Raw genomic sequence first — 23,120 nt, 5'->3', positions numbered from 1 at the left:
ATCAAAATTTATTTAAAACTTCCAAACGAAGCGGCGAAGCCTAATAAAAGTTTTGGARGGGGGTGGGGTCTGGGGAGGGGGAAACTTTTTACAAAAAGTTTCCCCCTCCCCAGCCGCCGGAGGCATCAAACTATCCAAACATGCGTTTTGCAGGCTTGGCTAATTTTGCAAAGAACTCTTTGCGGGTTACGCCGTTGCCGACGCCGGAAGCGTCTGCAGTGACGTACTCGTAGTAGAGTTCGGGTTTATCCTGCACCAGATAGATGACGTTGACTTCATCAGCATCGATAATCTGGGCATTGGGGTAGTCTTTCTTGACTCGCTCAAGTGCTTTTTCAGCCATAGCGACCATTTCTTCACGTTCACCGAAGTTCATGGTTCCGGTGGGACAGGTCTTGACGCAGACGGGGATCAGCCCGGCCTGCTGGCGGTCAATACACATATCGCATTTGGTCAGCATTCCTGTGCCGGTATTACGGCGCGGAATGTTGTAGGGGCATGCTTCAGTTATTTCCTGACACTCGTCAGCACCGAGACGCTTGGTCTGGTCGGTGAAGATGACCGCTCCGGTCTCTTCATCCTGAACCACGGCCCCGGTGACGTATGCATCAGCAATGTCCTTGCAGGGAGGCACGTCGCAATGGCGGCACTGGTCGGGGAAGAAATACCACTCGACCTTGCCGTTAATGCGGTGCTCGCTGAAACGGACCAGTTTATAGTTGAAGGGGTTCAAGTCCGGCGGATTCTGATGGGTTCCGCGCTGCTTGGTTTTTACTGCGGGCAGATCGTGCCATTCCTTACAGGCAACCTGGCAACCGCGGCAAGCCGTACATCTGGAGGTATCTACAAAGAATGCTTTAGGCATGTTTTACTCCTTGGTTGCAGGTTATTCTTCGATCTCGGTGAGCTTTTTCGCTTTGCGAACATTCACCAGAGAGGCCTTGTATTCAGGAATTGTGGTGTTGGGGTCACCTACCGACGGGGTAAGACGGTTGGTGGCATCACCACATCCGGGGGTAGTCCAGCCGAAGCAGAAAGGCATACCGACTTCATGCACGGTACGGCCCTTGATCTTGAACGGGGTCATACGCACGGTAACCATGGCAATGGCTTCAACCCTGCCGCGAATTGATTCCACGACAACCGGATCGCCGTTTTCAATACCCTTTTCTTTGGCCAGCTCGGGGCTCATTTCCACATAAAGCTGCGGTTCAGCTTCGAGCAGGGCCGGGGTGTTACGGGTATCACCGCCGCCGCACCAGTGTTCGGTGAGGCTGTAGGTGGTCAGGACGATGGGGTACCGGTCGTCCGCGGCTTCAGCCAGTTTGTCGAGGTCACTGGTAGTGTACTTGTAGACCGGGCTGTTCAGCTGGCGTGAGAACGGATGGCTGGAGATGGGAGTTTCCACCGGCTCGTAATGCTCGGGGAAAGGACCATCCTGCAGACCGGGACCGTAGAGCTGCCCGTGGCCTTCCTTGCGCATGATGAAGGGATAACGTCCCTTACCGGTAGCCATGGGCGGCCATCCGCCATCAGGTACGTCACCGATCCACTTGGAACCGTTCCATTCGATAACGGCTTTCTCAGGAGCATAAGGTTTACCGTTAAGATCGACAGAGGCTCTGTTGTAGAGGATGCGGCGGTTGACAGGCCAGCACCATGCGTAGTTGGGGAAGAGGTTGATCTTGGCCTGCATTGGAGTCTGTGCCAGACTGCGACGCTTGGCCTTGTTGCCTGCTTCCTCGGTGTAACTGCCCGCGTAAAGCCAGTTCAGGGAGGATGTGGAACCGTCGTCCTTGAGGGCTACGAATGAAGGAACCTGCTGGCCCTTTTTGTATTTCTTGCCCTTGAATTCCATATCCTTGGTGAAGCGGCCGTTGATGCGCTGGGCAACATCTTCGGGATCATAATAGGAAGGCCAGTCAAGAGTAAGCAGAGGCTCGGGGTAAACACCGTTCTCTTTGTTGTAGAGGCGGCGTACGTGGTTGATGATGTCCACGTACATCTCACCCATGCTCTTGGATTCGCCCATGGGGCGTGCGGCTTCGTAGTGCCAGAGCAGCCAGCGGCCGGAGGAGCTGATGGAACCCGCTTTTTCCGCACGCTGGGCGGAAGGCAGCATAAAGACTTCAGTCTTCATGCTGGTGGGATCAACACCCGGACGGTGCCAGTTATCGGAGGTCTCGGTGTGGTGAATCTCACCCACTACCAGCCAGTCGAGGTTATCAAGGGCCTTACGGGCCTTGTTGGAGTTGGGAACACTCATGGCCGGGTTGGTTCCGAATGCGAAACCACCCTTGATGTCGCCGCGGTACATGCGGTCGAAGATGAAGAGGTAGGAATAATCTTCGCCGTCATCCGCCTTGGGCAGCATCTGGTAACCGAAGCCGTTCTCGGCAGTGGCATTATCGCCGCGCCAGCCCTTGAGCAGGGAGGCCATGTACTTGGGCTTATGCTGCCACCAGTTGGCACTCTGCGGGTCTTTGGAGACCGGAGTAGTTGCCTTGGTGTATTCCTCAAAGGAACCCATGCTTGCTTTAGGCATGGGCAGGTAACCGGGCAGGATGTGCCAGAGGATACAGTGGTCAGTGGAACCCTGTACGTTAGGCTCACCGCGCAGGGCGTTGATACCGCCGCCGGCCACACCGATGTTACCGAGCAGAAGCTGGAGAATGGCACTGGAACGGATATTCTGCACGCCCACAGTGTGCTGGGTCCAGCCAAGGGCGTACATGATGGTTCCGGCCTTATCGCGTTTACCTGTGCCGGAGTATTCCTTGTAGACCTTGAGCAGGTTGTCTTTGGAGACACCGGTGGTCTTGGAAACATTGGACAGGCTGTAGCGGGAGTAATGCTTCTTGAGCATCTGGAATACACAGCGGGAATTCTTCAGGGATTCGTCCCGCTTGGGAACGCCGTTCTTATCCGTTTCGAAAGCCCATTTGGACTTATCGTACTTACGCGCATTTTTATCATATCCGGTAAACAGACCGCGGGAGAACTTGAAGTCCTTACCGACGATAAAAGCCGCGTTGGTGTAGTTGGTAACGTATTCCTTGAAGTAGAGATCGTTCTCAAGAACGTAATTGATCATACCGCCCATGAAAGCGATATCGGTACCGGATCTGAGAGGAACGTGAAAATCACTTCTCGCAGAGGTACGTGAGAATTTGGGGTCTACATGCATGACCTTGGCGCCTTTGTCCTTGGCCCGCAGTACCCATTTGAAGGAGATAGGATGGTGCTCCGCAGCGTTACTACCGATAATCAGGATAGAATCCGCGTTTTCAATATCGCACCAGTGGTTTGTCATCGCACCGCGCCCGAACGACTCTGCCAGAGCCGCAACTGTTGCGCTGTGTCAGATACGCGCCTGGTGATCAAAATGCACCAGGCCGAGGCCGCGCACACCCTGATGGACGACTGCACACTCCTCGTTATCCATCTGTGATGTACCGAGATGGAAAATTGATTCTACACGGTTGACTTCCTGCCCCTTGGCATTGAAACGTTTGAAGTCAGCATCACGTGTTTCCTTTACGCGGCGGGCAATGCGGTCAAGCACAAAGTCCCAGCTCTTTTCTTCCCATTTAGTGCTGTAGGGAGCACGGTAAAGGGGCTTTTCAATGCGGTGGTGGTTGTTATGCATGGAAAGCATAGCAGCACCCTTCGCACAAAGAGCACCTTCACTGACCGGGTAATCCGGATCACCCTCAGTGCTGACGATCTTGCCGTCCTTCACATGGGCGATAAAATGGCAGCTCAGCGAACAGAAAGGACAGATGGAAATAACTTCCTTCGCGCCCTTGATCTTCAGCCCCGCAGCATAAGCCTGCGTAGGCGTGAGATCCAGTCCCAGCTGGCTCATACCGATACTTGCGACACCGACGCCCGCAAGTTTCATGAACCCTCGCCGTGAAATATTCATGGAACCTCCTCAGTTTAATCAGGTTTTCATCCGGCATTTAAACCGGCTGGAATCCTGACAATTTCTTTGATGGTTCCATAGAATCTTATGCGTGAAATAAAGTCAATAAATGCAATATGTTAGATTTAGCACATATGAGTATTATTTTTAAGCTGAGCAGCTTACTTAATGACTGAGCGGAGTCGATGGGTAGATTTATAGATAATAGTAAGGATTGGGATTGTTCTTCTATTTAGAAATTGCCTTCGCATTTCTCGTAAGGTAAACCGGATAAAAGGCCGCAATTTGCAACAAGTTGCAGCCGAATTCCAAAATATTCCCAGCAAATAAAAAACGGCACAGCTTGCGCCACTTTTGAGAGATGGTTATGGATTACACACAGTTCAAAAAAGCAATCCTCCGCTTTGAGGAGATGCTCCGTAAATACAATGAAGGGTCTGCCGATCTTGACGAAATAACAAAAGATGCTGTGCAGGATTCATTGGTCAAACGTTTTGAATACACGCTGGAACTGGCTTGGAAAAGCTGCAAGCGGCATTTGTCCGAAGAAGGATACGTTGAAGTTAAAACCATGGGACCGAAACCGATGATGCGTTTTGCGTTCACTGCGGACCTTATCACCAATGTTGAAAACTGGCTCGGGTACATCAATGCCCGTAATGATACCTCGCACGATTACTCCGGGGACAAGGCAGACGCCATCTTAGATATTGTGGATGATTTTTATAATGATGTGGTCGAGTTATACAAAAAGATTTCAAAGGAAACGTGGGAATAATGCCGAAAATTGATGTCAGCCCCACGCAGTTGAAGATAATTCTTTCACTGATTGAAACCCATCTGCCGGACACCACCATCTGGGCATACGGGTCCCGCGCTACAGGCTCTGCCCGTCCACAATCCGACTTGGACCTTGTAGCTTTTGCTTCTGCTGATCAGAAAAAAGCCGTCTACAACTTAAAAGAAGCATTTGAGGAAAGCGATCTGCCTTTTATCGTGGATTTGTTTGTCTGGGACACTGTGCCTGATGAATTCCGGAAAAATATTGAGCGGGAGCGGGTTGTTTTGGTGGGTGGGTAAAAAGTCCCCAAGTGGCAGAACCAAGGATACAAAGTCGCTCTGGTATTCTTAGCACTTGAGAATGAACAGGCCGCCATTGATCGCGTAGCCTACCGGGTCTCTCAGGGCGGGCATGATATTCCAGTGGATGTCATCAAAAGACGCTTCCAAAATGGATTAAAAAATTTTCCTACATACAAAAAACTTGTGGATGAATGGTTTCTGTTTGATAATATGAAAAACAGGTCCACACCTGATCGACTTTGGAGGAAATCAAAATGACTAAAGACACCAACAACGAAATGCTGACATTAATAGAAAAAGCATTAAAGCGTTCTGCCCTCAAAGCACGGGAAACCGCCCTCTAAACGAACACTCCCATAGTTGTCAAAGTCGATGGCGAAGTTAAACACCTCAAAGTAACCGAGCAGGATATCAAAGAATACCGCGAATCCATTAAAGACGCTTTGTAGCCTCTCCAGCTAATCAAGTTGCAAAAACCTCGTACTCCAGTGCGAGGTCTTTTTTATCCCCTCTACAAATAAATCACAGGCAAAACCACCGACAACACACCCCACATAAGCAAAACCAGCGGCGTCCCCACCCGCAAAAAATCCGCGAAGGAATATTCCCCAGCGTTCATGACCAGCAGGTTGGTTTTGTACGCCATGGGAGTGGCAAAACTCATGTTGGCCCCGAAGAGGACAGCCAGTATGAAGGGTTCCGGGTCCAGATTCAGCTGCTGGGCAATGGAGAGCGCGATGGGGGTTCCGATTACGGCTGTTGCATTGTTGGAAATTATGTTGGTGAAAATAGCCATAAGCAGCATCAGCCCGCTGAGAATCAAAGCTGCGGGAGCATCGCCGCTGAGTGCTACGAACAATTTACCCAGATAGTCCGCGCCCCCTGTAATCAGCATGGCTTTGCCTAGAGCCAGACTTGTGACCACAATCAGCACCACCTGCACGTTCAGTGCGCGTGTGGCGTCCCGCCATGTTATGCATCCGGTCAGGATCATGAACAATGCTCCGCATGGTGCGCTGATGGCGATGGGCAGTATGCCGAAAGCGGCGGTCAGTATTATTCCCAGCATGATGCTAAGTGCCAGATGGACCTTTCGGGAATACGGGAGATCCATTGTGGAATCCAGGACCAGCACCTTGGTGTTCTTTTTAAGTTCCGTAATTCTCTCCCGCGCTCCCTGCACAAGGAGAATATCACCCTGCTTCAATTTTATGTCGCTTATCTTATCCAGATAACGTTTCAGCTTCTTCCCGGAACGGTGAATGGCAAGGGTTGTCATGCCCGTGCGCTGGGCGAAATGGTATTTCTTCAAAGTCGTGCCTTTCAGCGGTGAGCCTTGATAGATTACGATTTCCGCGATCTGCTGGTCAGTCGCTTCGAGTGGTGTCTTGGAATCAATGGGAACGTTTGATCCCACAGGAAAAAGCGTGCCGTGCAGTACCTTTTCAAACTCTTTGAGCTGATCCGGGGTGTCATTTATTACAAGGTGATCCCCTGTTTGCAGGATGGCTCCCGGATGCAGGTAGATCGGCTTTCCTTCGCCACGTTCAATTGCCGAAACCTTCATGGCATTATCGGTAAGTTCAAAAGCCTTTGAGAGAGGATTGCCTACCAAAGGACTGTTCTCGGTAACTTCCAGATGGGCGGTAAAAATTCGCGGAGACCTGTCGGTCAGGGTAATGTCTATTTTTGGGATGAGGCGCGGGGCTATCTGCCAGAGATACAGAATACTGATGGATCCGGCGATGACTGCGGGCAGCACGAAATCAAACATTTCCAGACGCTTGAACCCCATATCCGCTGCAACGGAAACCACCAGCAGGTTGGTGGAGGTTCCGATGGTTGTGGCGGTTCCGCCCAGCAGAGTGGAAAAGCCCATGGGCATAAGTACCGATGAAGCCGGAGCCCCGGTCCGCAGCGATACGCTGATGAGAACCGGCAACAGCAGAACCACCACCGGGACATTATTGATAAAGGCACTGATGAAAGCCCCCAGCAGCAGAGTCAGTAAAAACGAAAGGGAAGGGCTTTTTTTCCATAACCGGGCCAGCATACGTCCCATGGGATCCAGCGATCCTGTACGCAAAAGCCCCTGCCCGGCAATCATGAGCGCGCATACCGCAATGAGGGCTTCGTTACCGAATCCGTAGAAGAAATTTACGGCGTGGAATGTTTCACCGCCTGATTGATAGGGGAAAAGCTCAAATCCAACCGTCAGAATCAGGAGAATAATCAGACTGGAGGTTTCCAGCGGAGTCTTTTTCCGGCTGAATAATATCAATGCAACAGCTGTCAAGGCCAATACTGCCAAAGCATGAATATCCGGGAGCGGGGGTAGTGTCATGACAATTCTCCAGTCGCAGGATGAGTAAGGGAAGCTTCTGTATAATACTGGAAAATATATTGGGTGAACAGAGATAAAACCATCCGCTGCAACTGATGGATGATGAGTAAACACTTGAGGAGAATATTTTTGTCATCCCCATGGACACAACCTCCCCCAACTGGCAAAATAGCAGCAATAATCAAACTACCCTGCTACCAAAACAATAAGGGGGGGAGCACCCATGACCCAGACAGTCATCCAGCACCTGCTGGAGCGATTAAAAGAAATCGGAATAACAGATATTTTCGGGGTTCCGGGCGACTATTCCTTTCCGGTGAATGATGCCTTCTGCAATGATTCAGACTTCAACTGGATCGGCTGTTGTAACGAACTCAATGCCGCCTATGCCGCAGACGGCTACGCCCGCATCAAGGGTAAATCCGCTGTCTGCACCACCTACGGTGTGGGCGAACTGAGCGCAATTAACGGTATTGCCGGATGCTATGCCGAAAACCTGCCTGTCTTCCATATTGTGGGCATGCCCAAATGCTCGGTGCAGCGTAACGGCAACCTCATCCATCACACACTTGGCAACGGTGAATTCGACCTTTTTCATAAGATGACCCAACCTGTGGTTTGCGCCAGCACCATCCTTACCGCTGAAAACACCGTGGCCGAGGTGGAACGCTGCATCAATGCCGCGCTGAGCAAAAAGCAACCAGTGTACATCGCGGTTCCTGCGGATGAAGCACTCAAAGAACTGGGCTGCACCAAGCCGCATACCCTGCCCATGCCTGTGAGCGATCAGGATACCCTTGAAACAATCATTCCTTTGATTCTTGAAAGGCTGGAGCAATCGAAAAACGGCATCGCCATGGTCGGTGCGCTTATCGGACGCTATGAACTGCATAAGCCCATGCTGGAATTCATTGATAAATCAGGCATTCCCTTTACCTCCATGTTCATGGCCAAGGGCACGCTTTCCGAGACGCATCCCAATTTCATCGGGGTCTACAACGGGCGCATCCTTGATGAAGAAGTGTGCCGGACCGTTGAATCAGCTGATCTGGTGGTCAGTTTCGGCACCATCCGTTCGGACATCAACACCGGGGCCTTTACTGTAAATATCGACCCCGACCGCGAAATCAAAATCCATCCCGACCGGGTCTGCATAGGGCATGCGGTCTACCATAATCTGCTTCTGGAAGATGTGCTGCGCGAACTTTGCGCACGCATAGGAAAACTCTCCCTGCCCATACCCATGACCCCGCAGGGGCTGGGTGATCCCGTGGGCAAGCCGGACGATGAAATCACAGCTGAATCCCTCTATCCGCGCATTGAACGCTTTTTCGCAGCGGGCGACATCATCATGGGGGAAACCGGAACCGCCTCCATGGGGCTGGTCAATTCCCGGTTGCCCGAGGATGCTGTCTTCTTCAACCAGACCCTATGGGGTTCCATCGGCTGGGCTACTCCAGCTGCCTTCGGCGCGGCCATGGCTTCCCCGGACCGCCGCACCCTGCTGCTTACCGGGGAAGGCGCGCACCAGATGACTGTACAGGAGATCTGCCAGTTTGCGCGTTTCAAGCTCAAGCCCGTAATCATCTGCGTGAATAATGACGGCTATCTCATCGAGCGGCTGCTCTGCGAAGATCCGTACATTTATTATAATGATCTGGCGCAATGGAATTACAGCAAACTGCCCGAAGCTTTGGGCATGGACGGCTGGTTCAGCGCAAAAGTGACCACCAATGGCGAACTTGACGAGGCTTTGCAGAAGGCCGCAACAGCAGACAGCGGCTGTTATATCGAAGTGGTGACCGGGATGATGGAAAGCCCGGAAATGGGCCGGGTGCTGAATGAAATTGTTGTGAAAGGTCCGGGCTGGAAGGCGTAGTCATAAAAATCAGGAAAAAAACCCTTGCATGATCATCCATGCAAGGGCTGATAATTTCAACTCTCTCCGAAGCTCCGTGACTTCCAAGGGAAGATTTCCTCCGCCCTTGCGCGGGCATCCTGTTCAACCTTATTGAACCATTCCAAATATTTGTCCCGAACAACCCGTCCGGCTTCGGTCAGGCGGTAGCCGCTGCGCCTGCTGCCTGCCCGCTCCATAAGCTGGAAACCGAGCACCTGTTCGGTCTGTTTAATCTTGCCCCATGCAGCGCGGTAGGACATGCCCAGCTCTTCGGATGCTTTTTTTAGCGAGCCGCAGGTTTCAATCTTGTCCAACAGAAGCAGCCTGCCGTAGCCGAAGAAAACACCCTCGCCTCCTTCCAGCCAGAGATGCAGCCGGATAGTGGGTTTATGGGAATCCATATCTGCCAGTGCCGCTGTCCCACCCATTTCAGGCGGGTCAAGATTCTTATGCATACTCGCCTCCTATTTTCCGAAAGGACATTTGGGGAATGTGCAGACCTTGCACTCCATGCAGTAGCCGCCGTCAGCAAATGACGCGAGATCACTGCGGGTGATTTCCTGCCCCGCAATCACCTTGGGCAGGACCAGATCCAGACTTGTGGTCTTGAAAAAAAGCGCGCAGGCCGGAACCCCGATCACCCTCGCATTGCCGGCTTTAGCCAGCAGGAGCATGGTGCCGGGGAGTACCGGAGCACCATAAAGGAGGTCGGATACTCCGGCATCCACCAGGCCGTGGCGGGTCACGTCATCAGGATCGACAGACATCCCCGCGGTTGTGATGAGCAGGTCACAACCGTCTTCCATAAGGGAGAGGGCCGCATCGCGGATTTCCTCGCGGTTGTCCGGCTTAATGACAGAGCGGATAACCTCGCAGCCCAGTGCCTGCACCTTTGCAGTGATGACAGACTCAAATTTATCGTCGATCAACCCGTTGAAGACTTCATCTCCGGTGATGAGGATGCCGACTTTCTTGCGCTTAAGGGGAAGCACCTTGAACAGCGGATCGCCGTTCAACGCGGAAACAGCGCGGGAAAAATTCTCGCGGGAAAGATAGAGCGGAATGGCCCGTGTTCCGGCAATGCGTGCACCTTCCTTAACCAGAGTGCCGCTCTTACGGGCCGCGACCATGACGTCAGGCACGAGGTTGAAACGATTCATCATTTCAAGATCGCTGACCAAAACACCGTCATGTTCGGCGAGCAGGGTGACCTTGCCCTCTTTCGGCTCGCCGTCGGTACAGATACCGCCCCCGGCCATGATCCGTCCGAAGGTGCGGGCAGCCTCGTTCTCATGCACCCACTCCCCTTCCGGGATATCGCCCTCGTCCACATAGATGTGATTCTTGCCGATCATCTGCAGGCGACAGATATCGTGGGCGGTAAAGTCGTGATCCTTACGGAATTCCGGCCCCTTGCTTTCACCGGGAACAATGCGGGTCATGTCGTGCACTGCGGTTTTGCCTTCGGCTTCATCCACGGGAACGACCTTCAGACCTTGAGGAAGCGGCGCAGTGGAAGCCTTCAGCCCGGCATCGCGGCTGATATAGGGACTTTCACCCTGACAGCTTCTACAGATAGCACCGAACGAACCGGGATAGGCATCCCCGCAAATAGGACAGGTAGTGATGCCGCCCTTGCTGCGCTTGATCATGGCTTCGGGCTTGATCTGCACAGCCTCGACGGAACAAAATGATGCTCCGGCCTCACGGATTTCCGCATGAAGCTTTACGGAATCCTGCTCATGCTTGGGGCGTCTTTTGAAAAACCATGATTCGGTTTCCGGCCAGTCTTTAAGTTTCTCGGGGTCCACCCGTATACGCACACCCTCGCCTGTGTACTTATCGTAAAGAGAAAGGGCATAGACCCCGAGATTCTTAACTCGTAACCAGCCGTTACCTGTGCTGCATACGGTAAGCATCTGCACGGCATCGGGCAGACACCATGAAGTCTCGGAAATGGCATCGAAAATAGCACCTTCAGGAAGATGCCGCCGGGCCTCCTCCATCATATAACCACCTAGAATAAGTCCCGGCGCGGGGCTGCCGTGAAAATTACGGGCAGCATCGATGAATTCATCATAAGTATAAGGGCCGATGGAATCATCGCGGACCGGTGCTGAGTTTTCCTGACTGATGGCGGCTTCAAGATTCATGTTCTCTCCATATGCTAAAAACTTTAATTATGCCGTATGGGACACAATTAAAGAAAGCCGGAAGGAACTACAAAAACATCGGGATTGGGTACGGTTTGGAACAAAACTATTTTTTCACAATATTTTAGTATCTTAATAAATCATCCTTTCCTGCTCCAACGGTATGAAACTTAATATATTTATAACCTCAATCAAACAACCTCAACTCAAACCTATCGAACTAACATATTAATCCCAAAGGGTTTTACCGGCAAAAATCGATAAAGGGGAGATATATGTTAAAATAAACAAGTATGTTGATTCCGCCTGAATTAACTTGCGCCTCTCAAGCACAACAGAAACAGCCGGCCTTTCCATTAAGTTTGCATTCCCCGGCAGCCCCCTCTATAAAGGCTGCGAACATTTAACTCTCCACAGGGATAAAACAATGCAGATCTGGGTCGACGCCGATGCCTGCCCCAAGGCCGTAAAAGAAATTCTATTCAAAACAGCCGTGCGCCGGGAGGTAGAGCTTACCCTCGTAGCCAACCAGTACATGAACATTCCCACTTCACCTTTCATCCATATGCTCAAGGTCGGTGCCGGGTTTGATGTGGCGGACAATGAAATTGTCAAGCAGTGCAGCCCCGGCGATCTGGTCATCACTGCGGATATTCCGCTGGCGGACAAGATTGTGGACAAAGGAGCCACGGGCCTTAATCCGCGCGGCGAGCTCTACACTGAGGACAATATCAAAGGAATTTTAAGCATGCGCAATCTCATGGAAGAACTGCGCAGTGCGGGCACTGTCTCCGGCGGCCCTGCCGCATTCAGCCCCAAGGACAAGCAGAACTTCACCAACCAGCTGGATAAATTCCTGACCCGCGCACTGAACCGGACATAGCTCAACGAAAAATTTTGCGGTAATTATATACACCGCCTCCCCAAATCTGCTAAGCTAGGCTTGAAAACCATAGCTTGATGATCAGATAAATACGGGAGGCCAGCATGACCGATCTCAATTTCTCAGACCAGAAGAGTGCTGAATTATACAAGTTGGAAAAGCTGAATCATATTCTTTCCATCGCTGTTCAGGCCCCTTTTTATAAAAAACTATATCAGGGCATCGAACTGCCGCTGAAGAATCTGGATGAGCTGAAAAAGCTCCCCGTGATTGACAAGCAGACCCTCTGCACCGAAGGGGAAACCTGCAAAAAGTCCCTGTACACCCGCAATAACGGGGGATTCTACAAATTCTCCACCGGAGGCACTTCCGGGCGGATGAGTTTTGCCCGTTACAGTCTGGATGAATTTCATGAAGTATGCTTTGGCGCGGCATACGGCCTCACAGCCTGCGGCATCACCCCGGATGACTTGGTGGCCAACTGCATCCGGGCCGGGGCTTTCTGGACCGGGTTCCTGACAAGCTACCGCGCACTGGAGATGATAGGATGCAACATCCTGCCCATCACCGACAACCAGCCAGTGGAAAAGACTTTGGAATATCTGGAAATGATGCAGCCGAACACCCTCTTCGGCATCTCGCCCACACTGGTCCAGATCGCACAGGAAGCAACCCGGCGCGGCATCAAGCTGCATATTGAAAAAGTAGCCTTTGCCTCCACTCCACTGACCACGGAACAGGAAAAATATCTGGCTTCGGTCTGGCCCGATGCAACCTTCCATTCTGCCGGATACGGCGCGGCAGAAGTAGGCCCCATCGGTTTCCAGTGCGAACACTGCACCGGAACCGAACACCATGTACTGCAACCCGACTGCATAGTGGAAAAGGACGACGACGGTGCCATCATCGCCACCTCCCTGATCCGCGTCCTGCAGCCGGCCATCCGCATGAAGGTGGGCGACGACATTGAATGGATGGAAGGCGAATGCGAATGCGGCCGAACCAGCCCGCGCTTCAAGCTGCTGCAACGCTCTGATGAAATCATCGAATTCAGCCATGATTCCATGACCCTGGACCAGCTAGGTTCCTGCCTCGGCAAGTTCGATGAACTGGCCCCGGTCTTCCAGGTCAGGCTGGACCTCAACGCCGATAAAACAGATATCATCGTCCGCGTTGAAGCCGCAGACTGTGACGCCGTGGATGATTTTCAGCTGACTTCAAAGGTCTACGAATGCTTAAGCGGCGACATCCCCGCAGTAGGAACCAACCGCGACAAGAACAACATCCGGGCCTTCAAGATCCTGATCGTCCCCTCGGGCGGCATCCCGCGTGTGGAAACCACCGGAAAAATCCGGAGGGTTATTGATAAGCGGTTCATGTAGATTCATTGTAATAATTATACAGCCCCTCTTTGCCTTAAGTGGCGAAGAGGGGCTTATATTTTCAATCAACCGTTGACGCATAGGTTAAAAGTAATTAACAAAAAATATGCTTCACAGCTTTTTCGGCGATAATCTTCCGAAAACAGCCTAGTTCACAAACTTATTACGGAGTCTTAAGTGATAATTCTCTCTTTTTGTTTTGACAATGCCTGGTCATTTAAGGATGAGCAGTGCCTCGACTTTGATTTTAAAAGTGTTGATAAAAAATATTCCGATGATCCCCGTTTTATTGAGCTGGCGGAAAATCATTACGTGCCTTCCGTGATCACATGCATCGGAGCAAATGCTTCCGGTAAGTCGAACCTGATCAAGACCCTTTCTGCTCTTCTTTCTTTTATGACAAACAGGCAAAAAGCACTAAAAATTGATTTCTTCAGGTTGTCAGAAAAACCGAGTCCGATCTCTGATTTTGAACTTGTATGCGAAATTTCAGGAACAATTTTCCGCTACTCACTTGGTTATGACCGTGCGGCTGCACAAGTTGATTATGAAGAGCTTTATGAGTCAAACCCCAAAACAGGGCGTTGGAATTATATATTTAAAAGAGAGCTGGATGATGACGGCGAAATCCAGATAACAAAAGGAACAAAAGCCAAATTCAGCATTGATAAAATGAAACGTGAACTGGAACATAGTGAATCGCTTCTTGCTGTTTCTGATTCATTGAAACACGAAACTGGACTTGAAGAAATATTGGAAGGATTGAATCTATTTTTTGTATACAAATACAACAATTATGTTCCAGTGATAGAAGCAACAAAAGCATTCAAGGACTTGAACATAATAGACAACGTTTCCAATTATCTGAAGTCATTCGATGTAGGAATTGAGCGGATTGAGCATTCAGAAATCGAAATAGAACAAGAGTTTCTTGATTCTGAACCCGTAAAGAAAATCAAAGGCTTGCTGGACAATATGCCCGACGAGAGTATTCCCACCCCTAAGGTGTATACTAATTTCTTTGCAGGTAAAGTTGAAGTGTGCGAAGCGATACATGAAATCAATGGCTTTGAATACAGATTCGATATCAACCTTGAGTCAGACGGAACCAAGCAACTCATTAAAGTCCTTTTTCCGATCATAGCAGCTCTTACAACAGGGGGAGTTGCCATCATTGATGAAATAGAAGTGGGACTGCATCCTATTGTTGTTGAAGAAATGATTGAACGTTTCAGAGAGCAGTCCGGTGAAGAATTGCGTGGCCAGCTCATCTGCAGCAGCCACAGCGTCAACGTCATAAACCAACTCAGCAAAAGACAGATTGTGCTGGTGGAAAAAGACCGCAAAACTCTTGAGAGTCAGGCATGGTTTCTCAATGACGTAAAGGATGTCAAAGAGCGGGATAACTTCTTCATGAATTACATCACCGGAAAATACGGTGCCATCCCGCAGGTAAGCTAATGGCTAAAAGATCAGAAGGCTCCCGTAAGAGCAGAAAGTTTCAACGCAGAAAACAACGCCCCCAAAGACTACAAAAAACATCTGTACTTGTTTTTGGAGAAGATCAGGCTTGTCGGGAATTATACAAAATAATCTCGTATTTCTACCCGGCACACGAAAACTACAGCGTTCGGCCTTCATTCGGAAATGGCCGCAGCCCGATTGATGTTGTCAAAGAAGCCATACTCTACAAAGACAACAGCTTTGATAAAATCATAGTCATTATGGATTCTGATTTTATTGAATACGACAGACTGAATACAGAACAAATCATTGCGGAAGCCTGCAAAAAGATCCCAAACAAAAGACTGCTCTTCAAAAAACCAGACAAGTCGCAAATAAAACTCTTCGCAATAGAACCCAACTGCTGTGAATGCTTTTTACTGGAACTGACAAAAACCGGAAAAGTCTCCACAAGGAAGTGCAAAAACTGCAAGGACACCTGTAAGCAAAAGAAAATTAACTCAAACGATCATTCCAAATATATCGCAAAGATTGACCACAAACACCTTGAGCAGATGCGCAAGCAATCTAAATATAAATGGCTGAATGATCTGATTATCGAAATCCAGAGTGATCCCACTCAATAAAATTTCAGAATTTCATCAACACTTATTAAAATTATGCAGCCCCTCTTTGCCTTAAGTGGCGAAGAGGGGGTTTATTTTGCAAAATTACGCCCGTGTAATTTTCAGGTAATCAGCCCGCAAGAGTACTCACTCATATTCCCCCGAAGTAAACACTTATTTCCAAACAAGGGGAAAACATGAAACTTTATAAAAAAGACACACCGCTGACCTTTTCAAGGGACGCCATACGCTTTTTCTTTGCCGCAAACTTTTACTTTCTGGGCAAGCTTATGGGCATCGATTTTGAACTGGAAAGTGAATATCTGGTACTCGGTTCCATAATTCTTTTTGGCCCGTTCTTCTGCGGCTGGGCCTGTCCCTTCGGGGCTGCGTCCTACTTTGCCACCCGCGTGGGCAATAAGCTCTTTCCCAAGCTGCAATTCAACATCCCCCAGCCCTATGACAAATGGCTGCGCATGCTCCGTTACCCGCTGCTGGGCTTCTTCCTCTACCTCTTCACCGTCAAAGGGGTCAGCTACTTCGGTGACCACATCGAAATGTACAAATCCACTGCTTTCTCATGGAACTTCATTAAAGCAAAACATTTTGCGGTCCTGCTGATCCCCCTGTTCATTCCCAACTTCTTCTGTAAATACATGTGCTTTCAAAAAGCGGGCTACAACCTGATCAACAAAGTGATTAAAATCTGCAAAATCAAGCGCAATACAGAAACCTGCATTGATTGCGGAAAATGCGACCGGGTCTGCCCCATGCAGGTCAACCCTTCATCCAAAAATGAAATCTGCGGCGATGACTGCCTGAGCTGCTTCAACTGCCTCGATAATGTCTGCCCGTCCAAGGCAGATGCCCTGTCACTGGAACTGCTCGGCCTGAAAATCAATCCCGGCCTGTTCTCAGCTCTGGTCATGACCGCTTATCTGGCCGCCACCTATCTGGTCTTGTTTGTATATCAATGGTAACAATGAACCCAATGCGGCCAGATAAGCCCGCACTGGGTTCCCAAGGAGACAGACATTGCGGATTTTGATTGTTGAAGACGACACGACCATTGCCGAGTACATTGCCAAAGGGCTGCGCGAAGCAGGCTTTACCGTGGACCATGCAGCGGACGGCAACGAGGGGCTGAACTTCGCCCTGAGTACGGAATATGACGCAGCCGTAATCGACCTCATGCTTCCGGGCCGGGACGGACTGAGCATCATTGCCGAGATGCGGGGCCGCGCGCTGGAAACCCCGGTACTCATCCTCAGTGCCCGCCAGAGTGTGGACGACAAGGTCTCCGGGCTGCAGGCCGGGGGTGACGACTACCTGACCAAACCCTTTTCCTTTGTCGAACTTCAGGCCCGTTTGCAGGCCCTTATCCGCAGGTCTTCGCGCACCCCGGCAGAATCGAAATTACAGGTCGGTGATCTGGTTCTGGACCGCTTCACCCGCGAAGTAAGCCGAGACGGCGAACCGATCATCCTGCACGCACGGGAATACGGACTTCTTGAATACATGATGAACAATTCCGGACGGGTGATCACCAAGACCATGATCCTCGAACATATCTGGGACTACAGTTTCAACCCGCAGACCAATGTGGTGGAAGTGCTCATGCACCGGCTGCGCTCCAAAGTGGACAAACCCTTTGCTGAAAACCTGATTTCCACAATCCGCGGGGTCGGCTATGTGCTCACTGAAAAAAAGGGTTAAAAAATTATTTAATTCCTACCGCATAATTTCCGCGTACTTTCTGCTCTTTGTGGGAAGTACGCTCTGCCTATTCGCCCTGAGCACATTTATGCTCGATTTTTACCTGACCCAGATGGAGCGGGAACGTATCAACGAACGGGTGCAGGTATATAAAAACATCTACAAAAACAAAGGTTTTGCGTCGCTGCTGAGTACAATCCGCAGCCAGCATCAGGCCAACACATTCAGTAATATTTTCATCCACCTGACGGACGGTGACGGCAAAACCGTCTGGCTGACCATACCGCAGGAGCTTGATGAGCTGGACTCAAAACATTTTCTGCTCCCCGACCTGCCTAAACAGACAAAATGGGTACCGTTCAACCTGCCCACACCAACAGACCTTGATATACTCATCACTGCGCTGGATAACGGATTCACCCTACAGACCGGACGGACCACCGGACGTCAGGAATTCATGGTCGAGGGGTTGCAAAGCGTATTCCTGATCACCATTTCCGGGATCATTGTTCTGGGGGCAATCGGTGGGATTATGTTCTCCCGCCATGTGCTGCGCCCGGTACGGGAACTGGCCGCAACAGCAAAAAAAGTTTCATCCGGCAACATGGAAAGCCGGGTTCCGGTCTTTGAAAAAAGCGGGGAATTGCGGGAACTGGCTGAACTTTTCAATATCATGCTGGAACGGATTGAAATCCTGATTACCGCCATGCGCGACACTCTGGGCAATGTCAGCCATGACCTGAAAACCCCGCTGGCCCGCATGAAAGCCCGTATTGAACAGACCCTTCTTTCAGATGCTTCCGCAGAAGAACAGCGGGAAGTGCTCATGGATTGTGCTGAGGATGTAGAACGCATCGACAAACTCATCAACATGCTCATGGATATTACCGAGGCGGAAACAGGCCAGATGCATCTTGCACCCGAACCTCTTTCCTGCTCTGAACTAATCACAGAAACCATTGATCTCTATGAAATAATTGCCGAAGAACGCAACATCATCATAGACAATAAAGCTGATAACTTCATGATTTCAGCAGACCGTCAGCGCACCCTGCAGGTCCTCGGCAACCTGAGCGACAACGGACTTAAATACACCCCGGAAGGCGGAAAAATTATTTTCAGAACCGCGCTTGAAGAGGAATTTACCGTAATTTCCATACAGGACAGCGGCCCCGGAATCCCGGAAGAGGAACGGGAACGCATCTTTGAAAAGCTCTACCGGGGAGATAAAAGCCGTTCCACAAAAGGCGTGGGGCTGGGCTTAAGCCTTGTCCGCGCGGTAATGCAGGCCCACGGCGGCAGTGTCACGGTTCAGGAGGCTTCGCAAGGAGGCAGCATTTTTGAGATTCGCTTTCCAAGAAATTAAAATTACAGCCAAGTAATTTCCGGGTAAGCCGCAGGCAATTCCCATATTCCATGATGTTCTCAACAAACCAAAAGGAGAACCACCATGGATAAATCAATTTTGAAAGAAGCGTTCATTGTTTTATGTGCCGCCATCACCATAACCTTCGGGTCCATCTCAGCCATTGCCGACGACTTTTTCAGCGATGACTACATCAAAAGCGCGGATTATATCATACAGGCCGCACAGCAGAGCAACTGCACTCTTGCAGCACTGGTTGCCAAGGCTGAAGAAAAAGCAGAGGGAATTGCCGTTGAAGTGGAGATAGAGGGAGAAGAAAACGGCAGCCGGCATGTTGAAATAGACATCCTCCGCAAGCAGGAAATCGTGCAGGTAACGGCTTCACTTGCAACCGGGGAAATACTGAGTATCAGCCAGCCGGAATTCATGCCCAGTGTGATTGAAAAAATATGCAAATATTATGATCCAATAGAAAAAAGCAAACTGAGTATGGAACAGGCCATTCGTGAGGCAGAACTCAAAACCTGCAGCACCGCCTACCGGGCCGAAATTGAGAATATAGACGGCCTGCTCTGCTACCGGATCAATCTTTTCACAGCGCAAAGGACCCTGATGGTCATGATTGACCCGCAAAACGGAAGAATTCTCAGCCACCGGGATTTTGAGCACCGGGACGACGACTAGTTCAAATATCTAAGCATCATCAATTCCCTGCTCCATCATCAATTTAAAGAGAACTTCGATGAACTTGCCGGAAACAACATCCGGCAGGGAAAAACGGGGCAGGGAATCCCCCTGCATGGCTCCGGTGCAGGCAAACCAGATTTGCGTGGAAACGGAATCCAGTCCGGGACTGAGCACTTCCCGCCACAAACGTCCGTTCTCAGATGAATCCAGCCCGAAAGCCCGGCATTGCAGGGGACGGAATTCAAACAGCCTGCATCTGCCTTCTTCCAGCAACGGGCATGGCGAATCCACGCCCGACAGGCAGAATCCGGCTTCGTTATCAGCGGCCAGTTCGCGCATGGCCCGCTTTTCAATCCGCGCCGTTGCCATGGCCTTTTCAATCACCTCCACCCTTTCCCCGTGGCTCAGTTCAAGGTTGACGCAATGACTGAGGTGCAGGGCTTCGGCCAGAGTCATACTCAGCGGAGTACGACAGCAGAGATCATGGTCCAGACCGCATTGCTGCCTGTTTTCCAGTTCCCCGGCCCGCTGTTCCACTTCACTGACCAGCTTCAGGTAATCATTAAAAAACGGGGAAAGATCGACCTTGCGCGTGAATTCAACTGTGGGAGTACGCGCGGTGAGCTTTCCGCTTTTGCGCCCGTACTTGCGGATGGTCCACCACTGGGAAAAATTGGCGGGCTTTGAACGCAGCTCCTTCATCTTCTTCCCGGCCAGCTTGTGGCCCAGCCCACGCCGCAGCAGGTAGGCATTAAGCACGGTCCCGGTCCTGCCGATGCCGTGACGGCAATGGATGAGCACCTTCTTGCCCAGATAAATGGACTCATCCAGCCATTCAAGCGCGTTTTCCAGTTCCAGCAGACCGGGTGCCTCCTCATCCTCAATAGGCAGATAATAAACCTCAAACCCGGCATTCTGCTCAATCTCATGCAGGTCGCAGAACTCACCGCAAAGGTTGATGATGCCGTCAATCCCCTGCTCTTTCAGGGATTGCAACTGGGCATGACTCATGGGCGCACAGCCCACGGCCAGTTGATCGGTTACCCATGTAATTTTATAGGCATGCCCGTTTTCCTGATCAGCCATCAATCCCCTCCGCTGCGGCAATAAAGCTCTCAAATTCCCTGTCCACCTGCCCGGCGTTATCCAGACGCATATCCATCATCCGGGTCACCGCCATCAGGTAGCCCACTACGACCAGCTGTTTTTGTATGTCGGCAGCAGCAAGACGGCTGCTAACCCCGTCCAGCATATCCCCGCGGATCTCGGTCTCAAATCCGAAATGGACAAGCACCCGGCTGACGAACTCCAGCCGCAGCTTTTTATTTTCAGCCCCGGCCCCGCCGCCCTTGAAACGAAATTTCACATAATTCTGGGCCGCAACATCCCCGCACAGGGAATCAACCTCGGAAAAATGATATCCGAAACGGACCAGCAGATGCAGATAATCTTCAGCCAGCAATCCATAACTGGCAAGCAGTTTGGAATCCTTGCTGAAAATCCCGGCGGACATGCGGTCGAACTCTTCCCAGTCCACGTGGGTCATCTCTTCAGGCCAGACCACCCGTTCATCGGAAAGCCCCTTCCAGAAAGCCTGCATGGGAACGGAGAGTACGTCTGCCGGGGAAAGCTCCTTTCGACTGCGCGCTCCGGCATAAAGCCCCCGGTCCAGATCAATCAGGTAAACCACCAGCGGCAGTTCGGTCCGCAACCGCTTGGATCGGCCCATACCCAACCCGCGCTTATCCACCAGCGAAAACATCTCCTGTACCGCCATTTCATGACAATAACGCACCAGATCATGCAGAGATTCACACCCTTCGGCACTGAAATTTTCGCCATGGGGATCAACTAGATTCAAATGGACCATGGAAGAAATCATGCCCTTGTACAACTCAAGAACACGTGGCGAAACCTGTGTGTCCGCGCAGGAACGGGTCAGCACGTCTTCCACGCACCCTTCATAAACAGCACCGGCCATGCCGTCCACGGTCACCAACTGGCCCGGTTTCAACCGATCAGACACATCACCCACCAGCACGGGAATGCCCATCTCCCTTGCCACGGAACCGAAATGGCTGGCCCGGCTTCCGGCCGAGGAAAGCACCCCGTTGATTTTCGCCGCAAAACTGAGCAGTGAAGGTTTCAAGGCCGGTGTAACTACGATGGCACCCTCCGGGATACGGGAAATTTCCGCGCCGCTGCGGGCAAAGTAGACTTCCCCGCATCCGGCTCCACCGGCAGCCCGTTCCAGTCCGTCCATGATCGGCATGGAGTTGAGGGAAGCAGGCGAAACAAGCTGTCCATGCGCTTCCTGCTGCAAAGGCCGGGTCTGGAGGATATGAAACTGCCCTCCCCGGTCCACGGCCCACTCCATATCCTGCGGACAGCCGAACTGCTCCTCAAGCTTGAGTGCGCATTTTGCCAGTTGAACCAACATTTTCTCATCCGGCAGCCCGGAACGGTCAAATCCGCATTCACTGACCGGACGGGGTTCCTTCCCCCGGTGCAAAGAGGCCTTGACCGGAACCACGCTGCCGTCCACAAGGGAAGCCCCCAGACCGGAAACTCCGTAAATGCCGACACTGTCCCTGCTGAGACAGTCCGGGTCCACAGAATAAACCACCCCGGAACTGCGGGCATCGATCATGGGCACGATGAGCACGGCCATGGCGGTATCGTTGTCGGTCAAGCCGTTGGAGATGCGGTATGATACCGCACGGGGACAATATTTCCCGGCCAGAACACGCTTGTAGCCGTCCAGCACTTCGGCGGGATCGACATTGAGTTCGCTGGCATACTGCCCGGCAAATGAAATTTCGCTGTCTTCGGCCAGTGCGCTGGAACGCACGGCCAGCTTTCCGGTTCCGTCCAGATAAGTTTCCAAGCCGCGCTCTATGGCCCCGGCAACTCCGGGCGGAACTTCACCGTTCAGAAAGAGTTCCTGCAACTCAAGGGTCATGGAAGAGAGCAAGCGAACGTTGTCCACTTCCATACGACTGAGCCTTTCATTCAGCTCTTCACGCAAATTGTTATGATCCACAAAGGCATGGAAAGCATTAGCCGTGACCACAAATCCGGGCAGTGCTTCAGTATGGCCCAACGCGTGCACCCGCCCCAGATTTGCAGCCTTGCCTCCGGCAAGTTCAGGACACTCCCCGGCGGCAGCAAGGGGGACTGTATACGGAGGGCCGGAATCCCCACCGGGCATCAGCAGAGCATGCCGGGCATGATCATCGATACGCTGGAAAGCCTCAGGCAGATCCCGGAATTTATAAGGATGCATTTTCCTCAATTCTCCGATCATCCCGGACACAGCAGAAGAAAGCTGCTTCTGAAGGCTGCCAGCCTGATTGCGATCGGCCAGCCTTTCGCCGTAGAATAGTTCCTCAAGATCCGCCACCAGATCAAGAGCCTGCGAATCATATTCCAGCAGGACTTTGAAAGCCTCATATTTACGCTGCAATAAAGCCCGCGGGGCCAGCAATGTTTCAGCCCAGAATTTCAGGATATTGACAGGCAGCATGCATTCTCCGGTGTATGCTTTCGGTTCGAATATTTTCAGCCTTGTGAACAGGTTATCCCATTACTGCGTCAAATGACAAGGAG

General features: G+C 51.3%; 18 protein-coding genes. 11 read left to right on the top strand and 7 right to left on the bottom strand.

Going from position 1 to position 23,120, the window contains the following annotated elements; genetic code table 11:
• Nucleotides 1-130: 130 nt before the first annotated feature.
• Nucleotides 131-865 (bottom strand): 4Fe-4S dicluster domain-containing protein, encoded by a 735-nt coding sequence (locus FMR86_RS09310; protein WP_163350832.1) that lies wholly within the window; start codon nt 863-865, stop codon nt 131-133.
• 21 nt (nt 866-886) lie between these two features.
• Nucleotides 887-3,928: a formate dehydrogenase-N subunit alpha gene (fdnG, locus tag FMR86_RS09305; protein ID WP_163350831.1), complete on the bottom strand. Its 3,042-nt coding sequence runs from the start codon at nt 3,926-3,928 to the stop codon at nt 887-889.
• Nucleotides 3,929-4,295: 367 nt separating this feature from the next.
• Here fdnG and FMR86_RS09300 point away from each other — a divergent pair, with 367 nt between their 5' ends.
• Both FMR86_RS09300 and FMR86_RS09295 read left to right on the top strand, forming a co-directional pair.
• Nucleotides 4,296-4,706 carry an HI0074 family nucleotidyltransferase substrate-binding subunit gene (locus FMR86_RS09300; RefSeq protein WP_163350830.1) on the top strand — a complete coding sequence of 137 codons (411 nt, stop codon included), beginning with the start codon at nt 4,296-4,298 and terminating at the stop codon, nt 4,704-4,706.
• The gene (locus tag FMR86_RS09295) at nt 4,706-5,008 is read left to right on the top strand and encodes a nucleotidyltransferase family protein (protein WP_163350829.1); all 303 of its coding nucleotides are present in this window, start codon (nt 4,706-4,708) and stop codon (nt 5,006-5,008) included. Before FMR86_RS09300 ends, FMR86_RS09295 begins: the two co-directional genes overlap by 1 nt.
• Before the next feature lie 514 nt (nt 5,009-5,522).
• On the opposite strand, the gene FMR86_RS09290 is transcribed toward FMR86_RS09295, so the two are convergent.
• Nucleotides 5,523-7,355 carry an SLC13 family permease gene (locus FMR86_RS09290; protein WP_163350828.1) on the bottom strand — a complete coding sequence of 611 codons (1,833 nt, stop codon included), beginning with the start codon at nt 7,353-7,355 and terminating at the stop codon, nt 5,523-5,525.
• A gap of 223 nt (nt 7,356-7,578) precedes the next feature.
• Here FMR86_RS09290 and FMR86_RS09285 point away from each other — a divergent pair, with 223 nt between their 5' ends.
• Complete coding sequence (locus FMR86_RS09285) at nt 7,579-9,234, top strand: alpha-keto acid decarboxylase family protein (protein WP_163350827.1); 1,656 nt, start codon at nt 7,579-7,581, stop codon at nt 9,232-9,234.
• A gap of 56 nt (nt 9,235-9,290) precedes the next feature.
• On the opposite strand, the gene FMR86_RS09280 is transcribed toward FMR86_RS09285, so the two are convergent.
• Together FMR86_RS09280 and FMR86_RS09275 are read right to left on the bottom strand one after the other, a co-directional pair.
• Entirely contained in the window at nt 9,291-9,710 is a 420-nt protein-coding gene (locus tag FMR86_RS09280) for a winged helix-turn-helix domain-containing protein (protein WP_163350826.1), read from the bottom strand.
• Nucleotides 9,711-9,719: 9 nt separating this feature from the next.
• Nucleotides 9,720-11,408 carry an FmdE family protein gene (locus FMR86_RS09275; protein ID WP_163350825.1) on the bottom strand — a complete coding sequence of 563 codons (1,689 nt, stop codon included), beginning with the start codon at nt 11,406-11,408 and terminating at the stop codon, nt 9,720-9,722.
• A 427-nt stretch (nt 11,409-11,835) separates the two neighbouring features.
• Here FMR86_RS09275 and FMR86_RS09270 point away from each other — a divergent pair, with 427 nt between their 5' ends.
• The 8 genes from FMR86_RS09270 to FMR86_RS09235 all read left to right on the top strand — a co-directional run bounded on the left by FMR86_RS09270 (nt 11,836) and on the right by FMR86_RS09235 (nt 19,508).
• Nucleotides 11,836-12,291 (top strand): YaiI/YqxD family protein, encoded by a 456-nt coding sequence (locus FMR86_RS09270; protein WP_163350824.1) that lies wholly within the window; start codon nt 11,836-11,838, stop codon nt 12,289-12,291.
• A gap of 104 nt (nt 12,292-12,395) precedes the next feature.
• Complete coding sequence (locus FMR86_RS09265) at nt 12,396-13,673, top strand: phenylacetate--CoA ligase family protein (protein WP_163350823.1); 1,278 nt, start codon at nt 12,396-12,398, stop codon at nt 13,671-13,673.
• Nucleotides 13,674-13,850: 177 nt separating this feature from the next.
• Nucleotides 13,851-15,134: an ATP-binding protein gene (locus FMR86_RS09260; protein ID WP_163350822.1), complete on the top strand. Its 1,284-nt coding sequence runs from the start codon at nt 13,851-13,853 to the stop codon at nt 15,132-15,134.
• The gene (locus FMR86_RS09255) at nt 15,134-15,763 is read left to right on the top strand and encodes a hypothetical protein (protein ID WP_163350821.1); all 630 of its coding nucleotides are present in this window, start codon (nt 15,134-15,136) and stop codon (nt 15,761-15,763) included. The genes FMR86_RS09260 and FMR86_RS09255 overlap by 1 nt, the downstream gene beginning before the upstream one ends.
• A 176-nt stretch (nt 15,764-15,939) precedes the next feature.
• Nucleotides 15,940-16,722 carry a 4Fe-4S binding protein gene (locus FMR86_RS09250; protein ID WP_163350820.1) on the top strand — a complete coding sequence of 261 codons (783 nt, stop codon included), beginning with the start codon at nt 15,940-15,942 and terminating at the stop codon, nt 16,720-16,722.
• Between the two features lie 55 nt (nt 16,723-16,777).
• Complete coding sequence (locus FMR86_RS09245; RefSeq protein WP_163350819.1) at nt 16,778-17,458, top strand: response regulator transcription factor; 681 nt, start codon at nt 16,778-16,780, stop codon at nt 17,456-17,458.
• Nucleotides 17,433-18,824, top strand: a complete 1,392-nt coding sequence (locus FMR86_RS09240; RefSeq protein WP_163350818.1) for a cell wall metabolism sensor histidine kinase WalK — start codon at nt 17,433-17,435, stop codon at nt 18,822-18,824. The genes FMR86_RS09245 and FMR86_RS09240 overlap by 26 nt, the downstream gene beginning before the upstream one ends.
• A gap of 84 nt (nt 18,825-18,908) precedes the next feature.
• Entirely contained in the window at nt 18,909-19,508 is a 600-nt protein-coding gene (locus tag FMR86_RS09235; RefSeq protein WP_163350817.1) for a PepSY domain-containing protein, read from the top strand.
• 9 nt (nt 19,509-19,517) lie between these two features.
• Here FMR86_RS09235 and FMR86_RS09230 read toward each other — a convergent pair whose 3' ends face one another.
• Both FMR86_RS09230 and FMR86_RS09225 read right to left on the bottom strand, forming a co-directional pair.
• Nucleotides 19,518-20,597 carry a dual specificity protein phosphatase family protein gene (locus FMR86_RS09230; protein ID WP_163350816.1) on the bottom strand — a complete coding sequence of 360 codons (1,080 nt, stop codon included), beginning with the start codon at nt 20,595-20,597 and terminating at the stop codon, nt 19,518-19,520.
• Complete coding sequence (locus FMR86_RS09225) at nt 20,590-23,037, bottom strand: PEP/pyruvate-binding domain-containing protein (protein ID WP_163350815.1); 2,448 nt, start codon at nt 23,035-23,037, stop codon at nt 20,590-20,592. Before FMR86_RS09225 ends, FMR86_RS09230 begins: the two co-directional genes overlap by 8 nt.
• Nucleotides 23,038-23,120 lie beyond the last annotated feature (83 nt).

It is taken from the genome of Desulfovibrio sp. JC010 (assembly GCF_010470675.1).
Taxonomy (GTDB): Bacteria; Desulfobacterota; Desulfovibrionia; order Desulfovibrionales; family Desulfovibrionaceae; genus Maridesulfovibrio.
This window is presented reverse-complemented; position numbering and strand designations above follow the sequence as displayed.

What these genes read in the sequence shown, in the direction of transcription:
- FMR86_RS09310 (WP_163350832.1), bottom strand. Translation starts at nt 865, where the DNA reads ATGCCTAAAGCATTCTTTGTAGATACCTCCAGATGTACGGCTTGCCGC.
- FMR86_RS09300 (WP_163350830.1), top strand. Translation starts at nt 4,296, where the DNA reads ATGGATTACACACAGTTCAAAAAAGCAATCCTCCGCTTTGAGGAGATG.
- FMR86_RS09295 (WP_163350829.1), top strand. Translation starts at nt 4,706, where the DNA reads ATGCCGAAAATTGATGTCAGCCCCACGCAGTTGAAGATAATTCTTTCA.
- FMR86_RS09290 (WP_163350828.1), bottom strand. Translation starts at nt 7,355, where the DNA reads ATGACACTACCCCCGCTCCCGGATATTCATGCTTTGGCAGTATTGGCC.
- FMR86_RS09285 (WP_163350827.1), top strand. Translation starts at nt 7,579, where the DNA reads ATGACCCAGACAGTCATCCAGCACCTGCTGGAGCGATTAAAAGAAATC.
- FMR86_RS09280 (WP_163350826.1), bottom strand. Translation starts at nt 9,710, where the DNA reads ATGCATAAGAATCTTGACCCGCCTGAAATGGGTGGGACAGCGGCACTG.
- FMR86_RS09275 (WP_163350825.1), bottom strand. Translation starts at nt 11,408, where the DNA reads ATGAATCTTGAAGCCGCCATCAGTCAGGAAAACTCAGCACCGGTCCGC.
- FMR86_RS09270 (WP_163350824.1), top strand. Translation starts at nt 11,836, where the DNA reads ATGCAGATCTGGGTCGACGCCGATGCCTGCCCCAAGGCCGTAAAAGAA.
- FMR86_RS09265 (WP_163350823.1), top strand. Translation starts at nt 12,396, where the DNA reads ATGACCGATCTCAATTTCTCAGACCAGAAGAGTGCTGAATTATACAAG.
- FMR86_RS09255 (WP_163350821.1), top strand. Translation starts at nt 15,134, where the DNA reads ATGGCTAAAAGATCAGAAGGCTCCCGTAAGAGCAGAAAGTTTCAACGC.
- FMR86_RS09250 (WP_163350820.1), top strand. Translation starts at nt 15,940, where the DNA reads ATGAAACTTTATAAAAAAGACACACCGCTGACCTTTTCAAGGGACGCC.
- FMR86_RS09240 (WP_163350818.1), top strand. Translation starts at nt 17,433, where the DNA reads ATGTGCTCACTGAAAAAAAGGGTTAAAAAATTATTTAATTCCTACCGC.
- FMR86_RS09235 (WP_163350817.1), top strand. Translation starts at nt 18,909, where the DNA reads ATGGATAAATCAATTTTGAAAGAAGCGTTCATTGTTTTATGTGCCGCC.
- FMR86_RS09230 (WP_163350816.1), bottom strand. Translation starts at nt 20,597, where the DNA reads ATGGCTGATCAGGAAAACGGGCATGCCTATAAAATTACATGGGTAACC.
- FMR86_RS09225 (WP_163350815.1), bottom strand. Translation starts at nt 23,037, where the DNA reads ATGCTGCCTGTCAATATCCTGAAATTCTGGGCTGAAACATTGCTGGCC.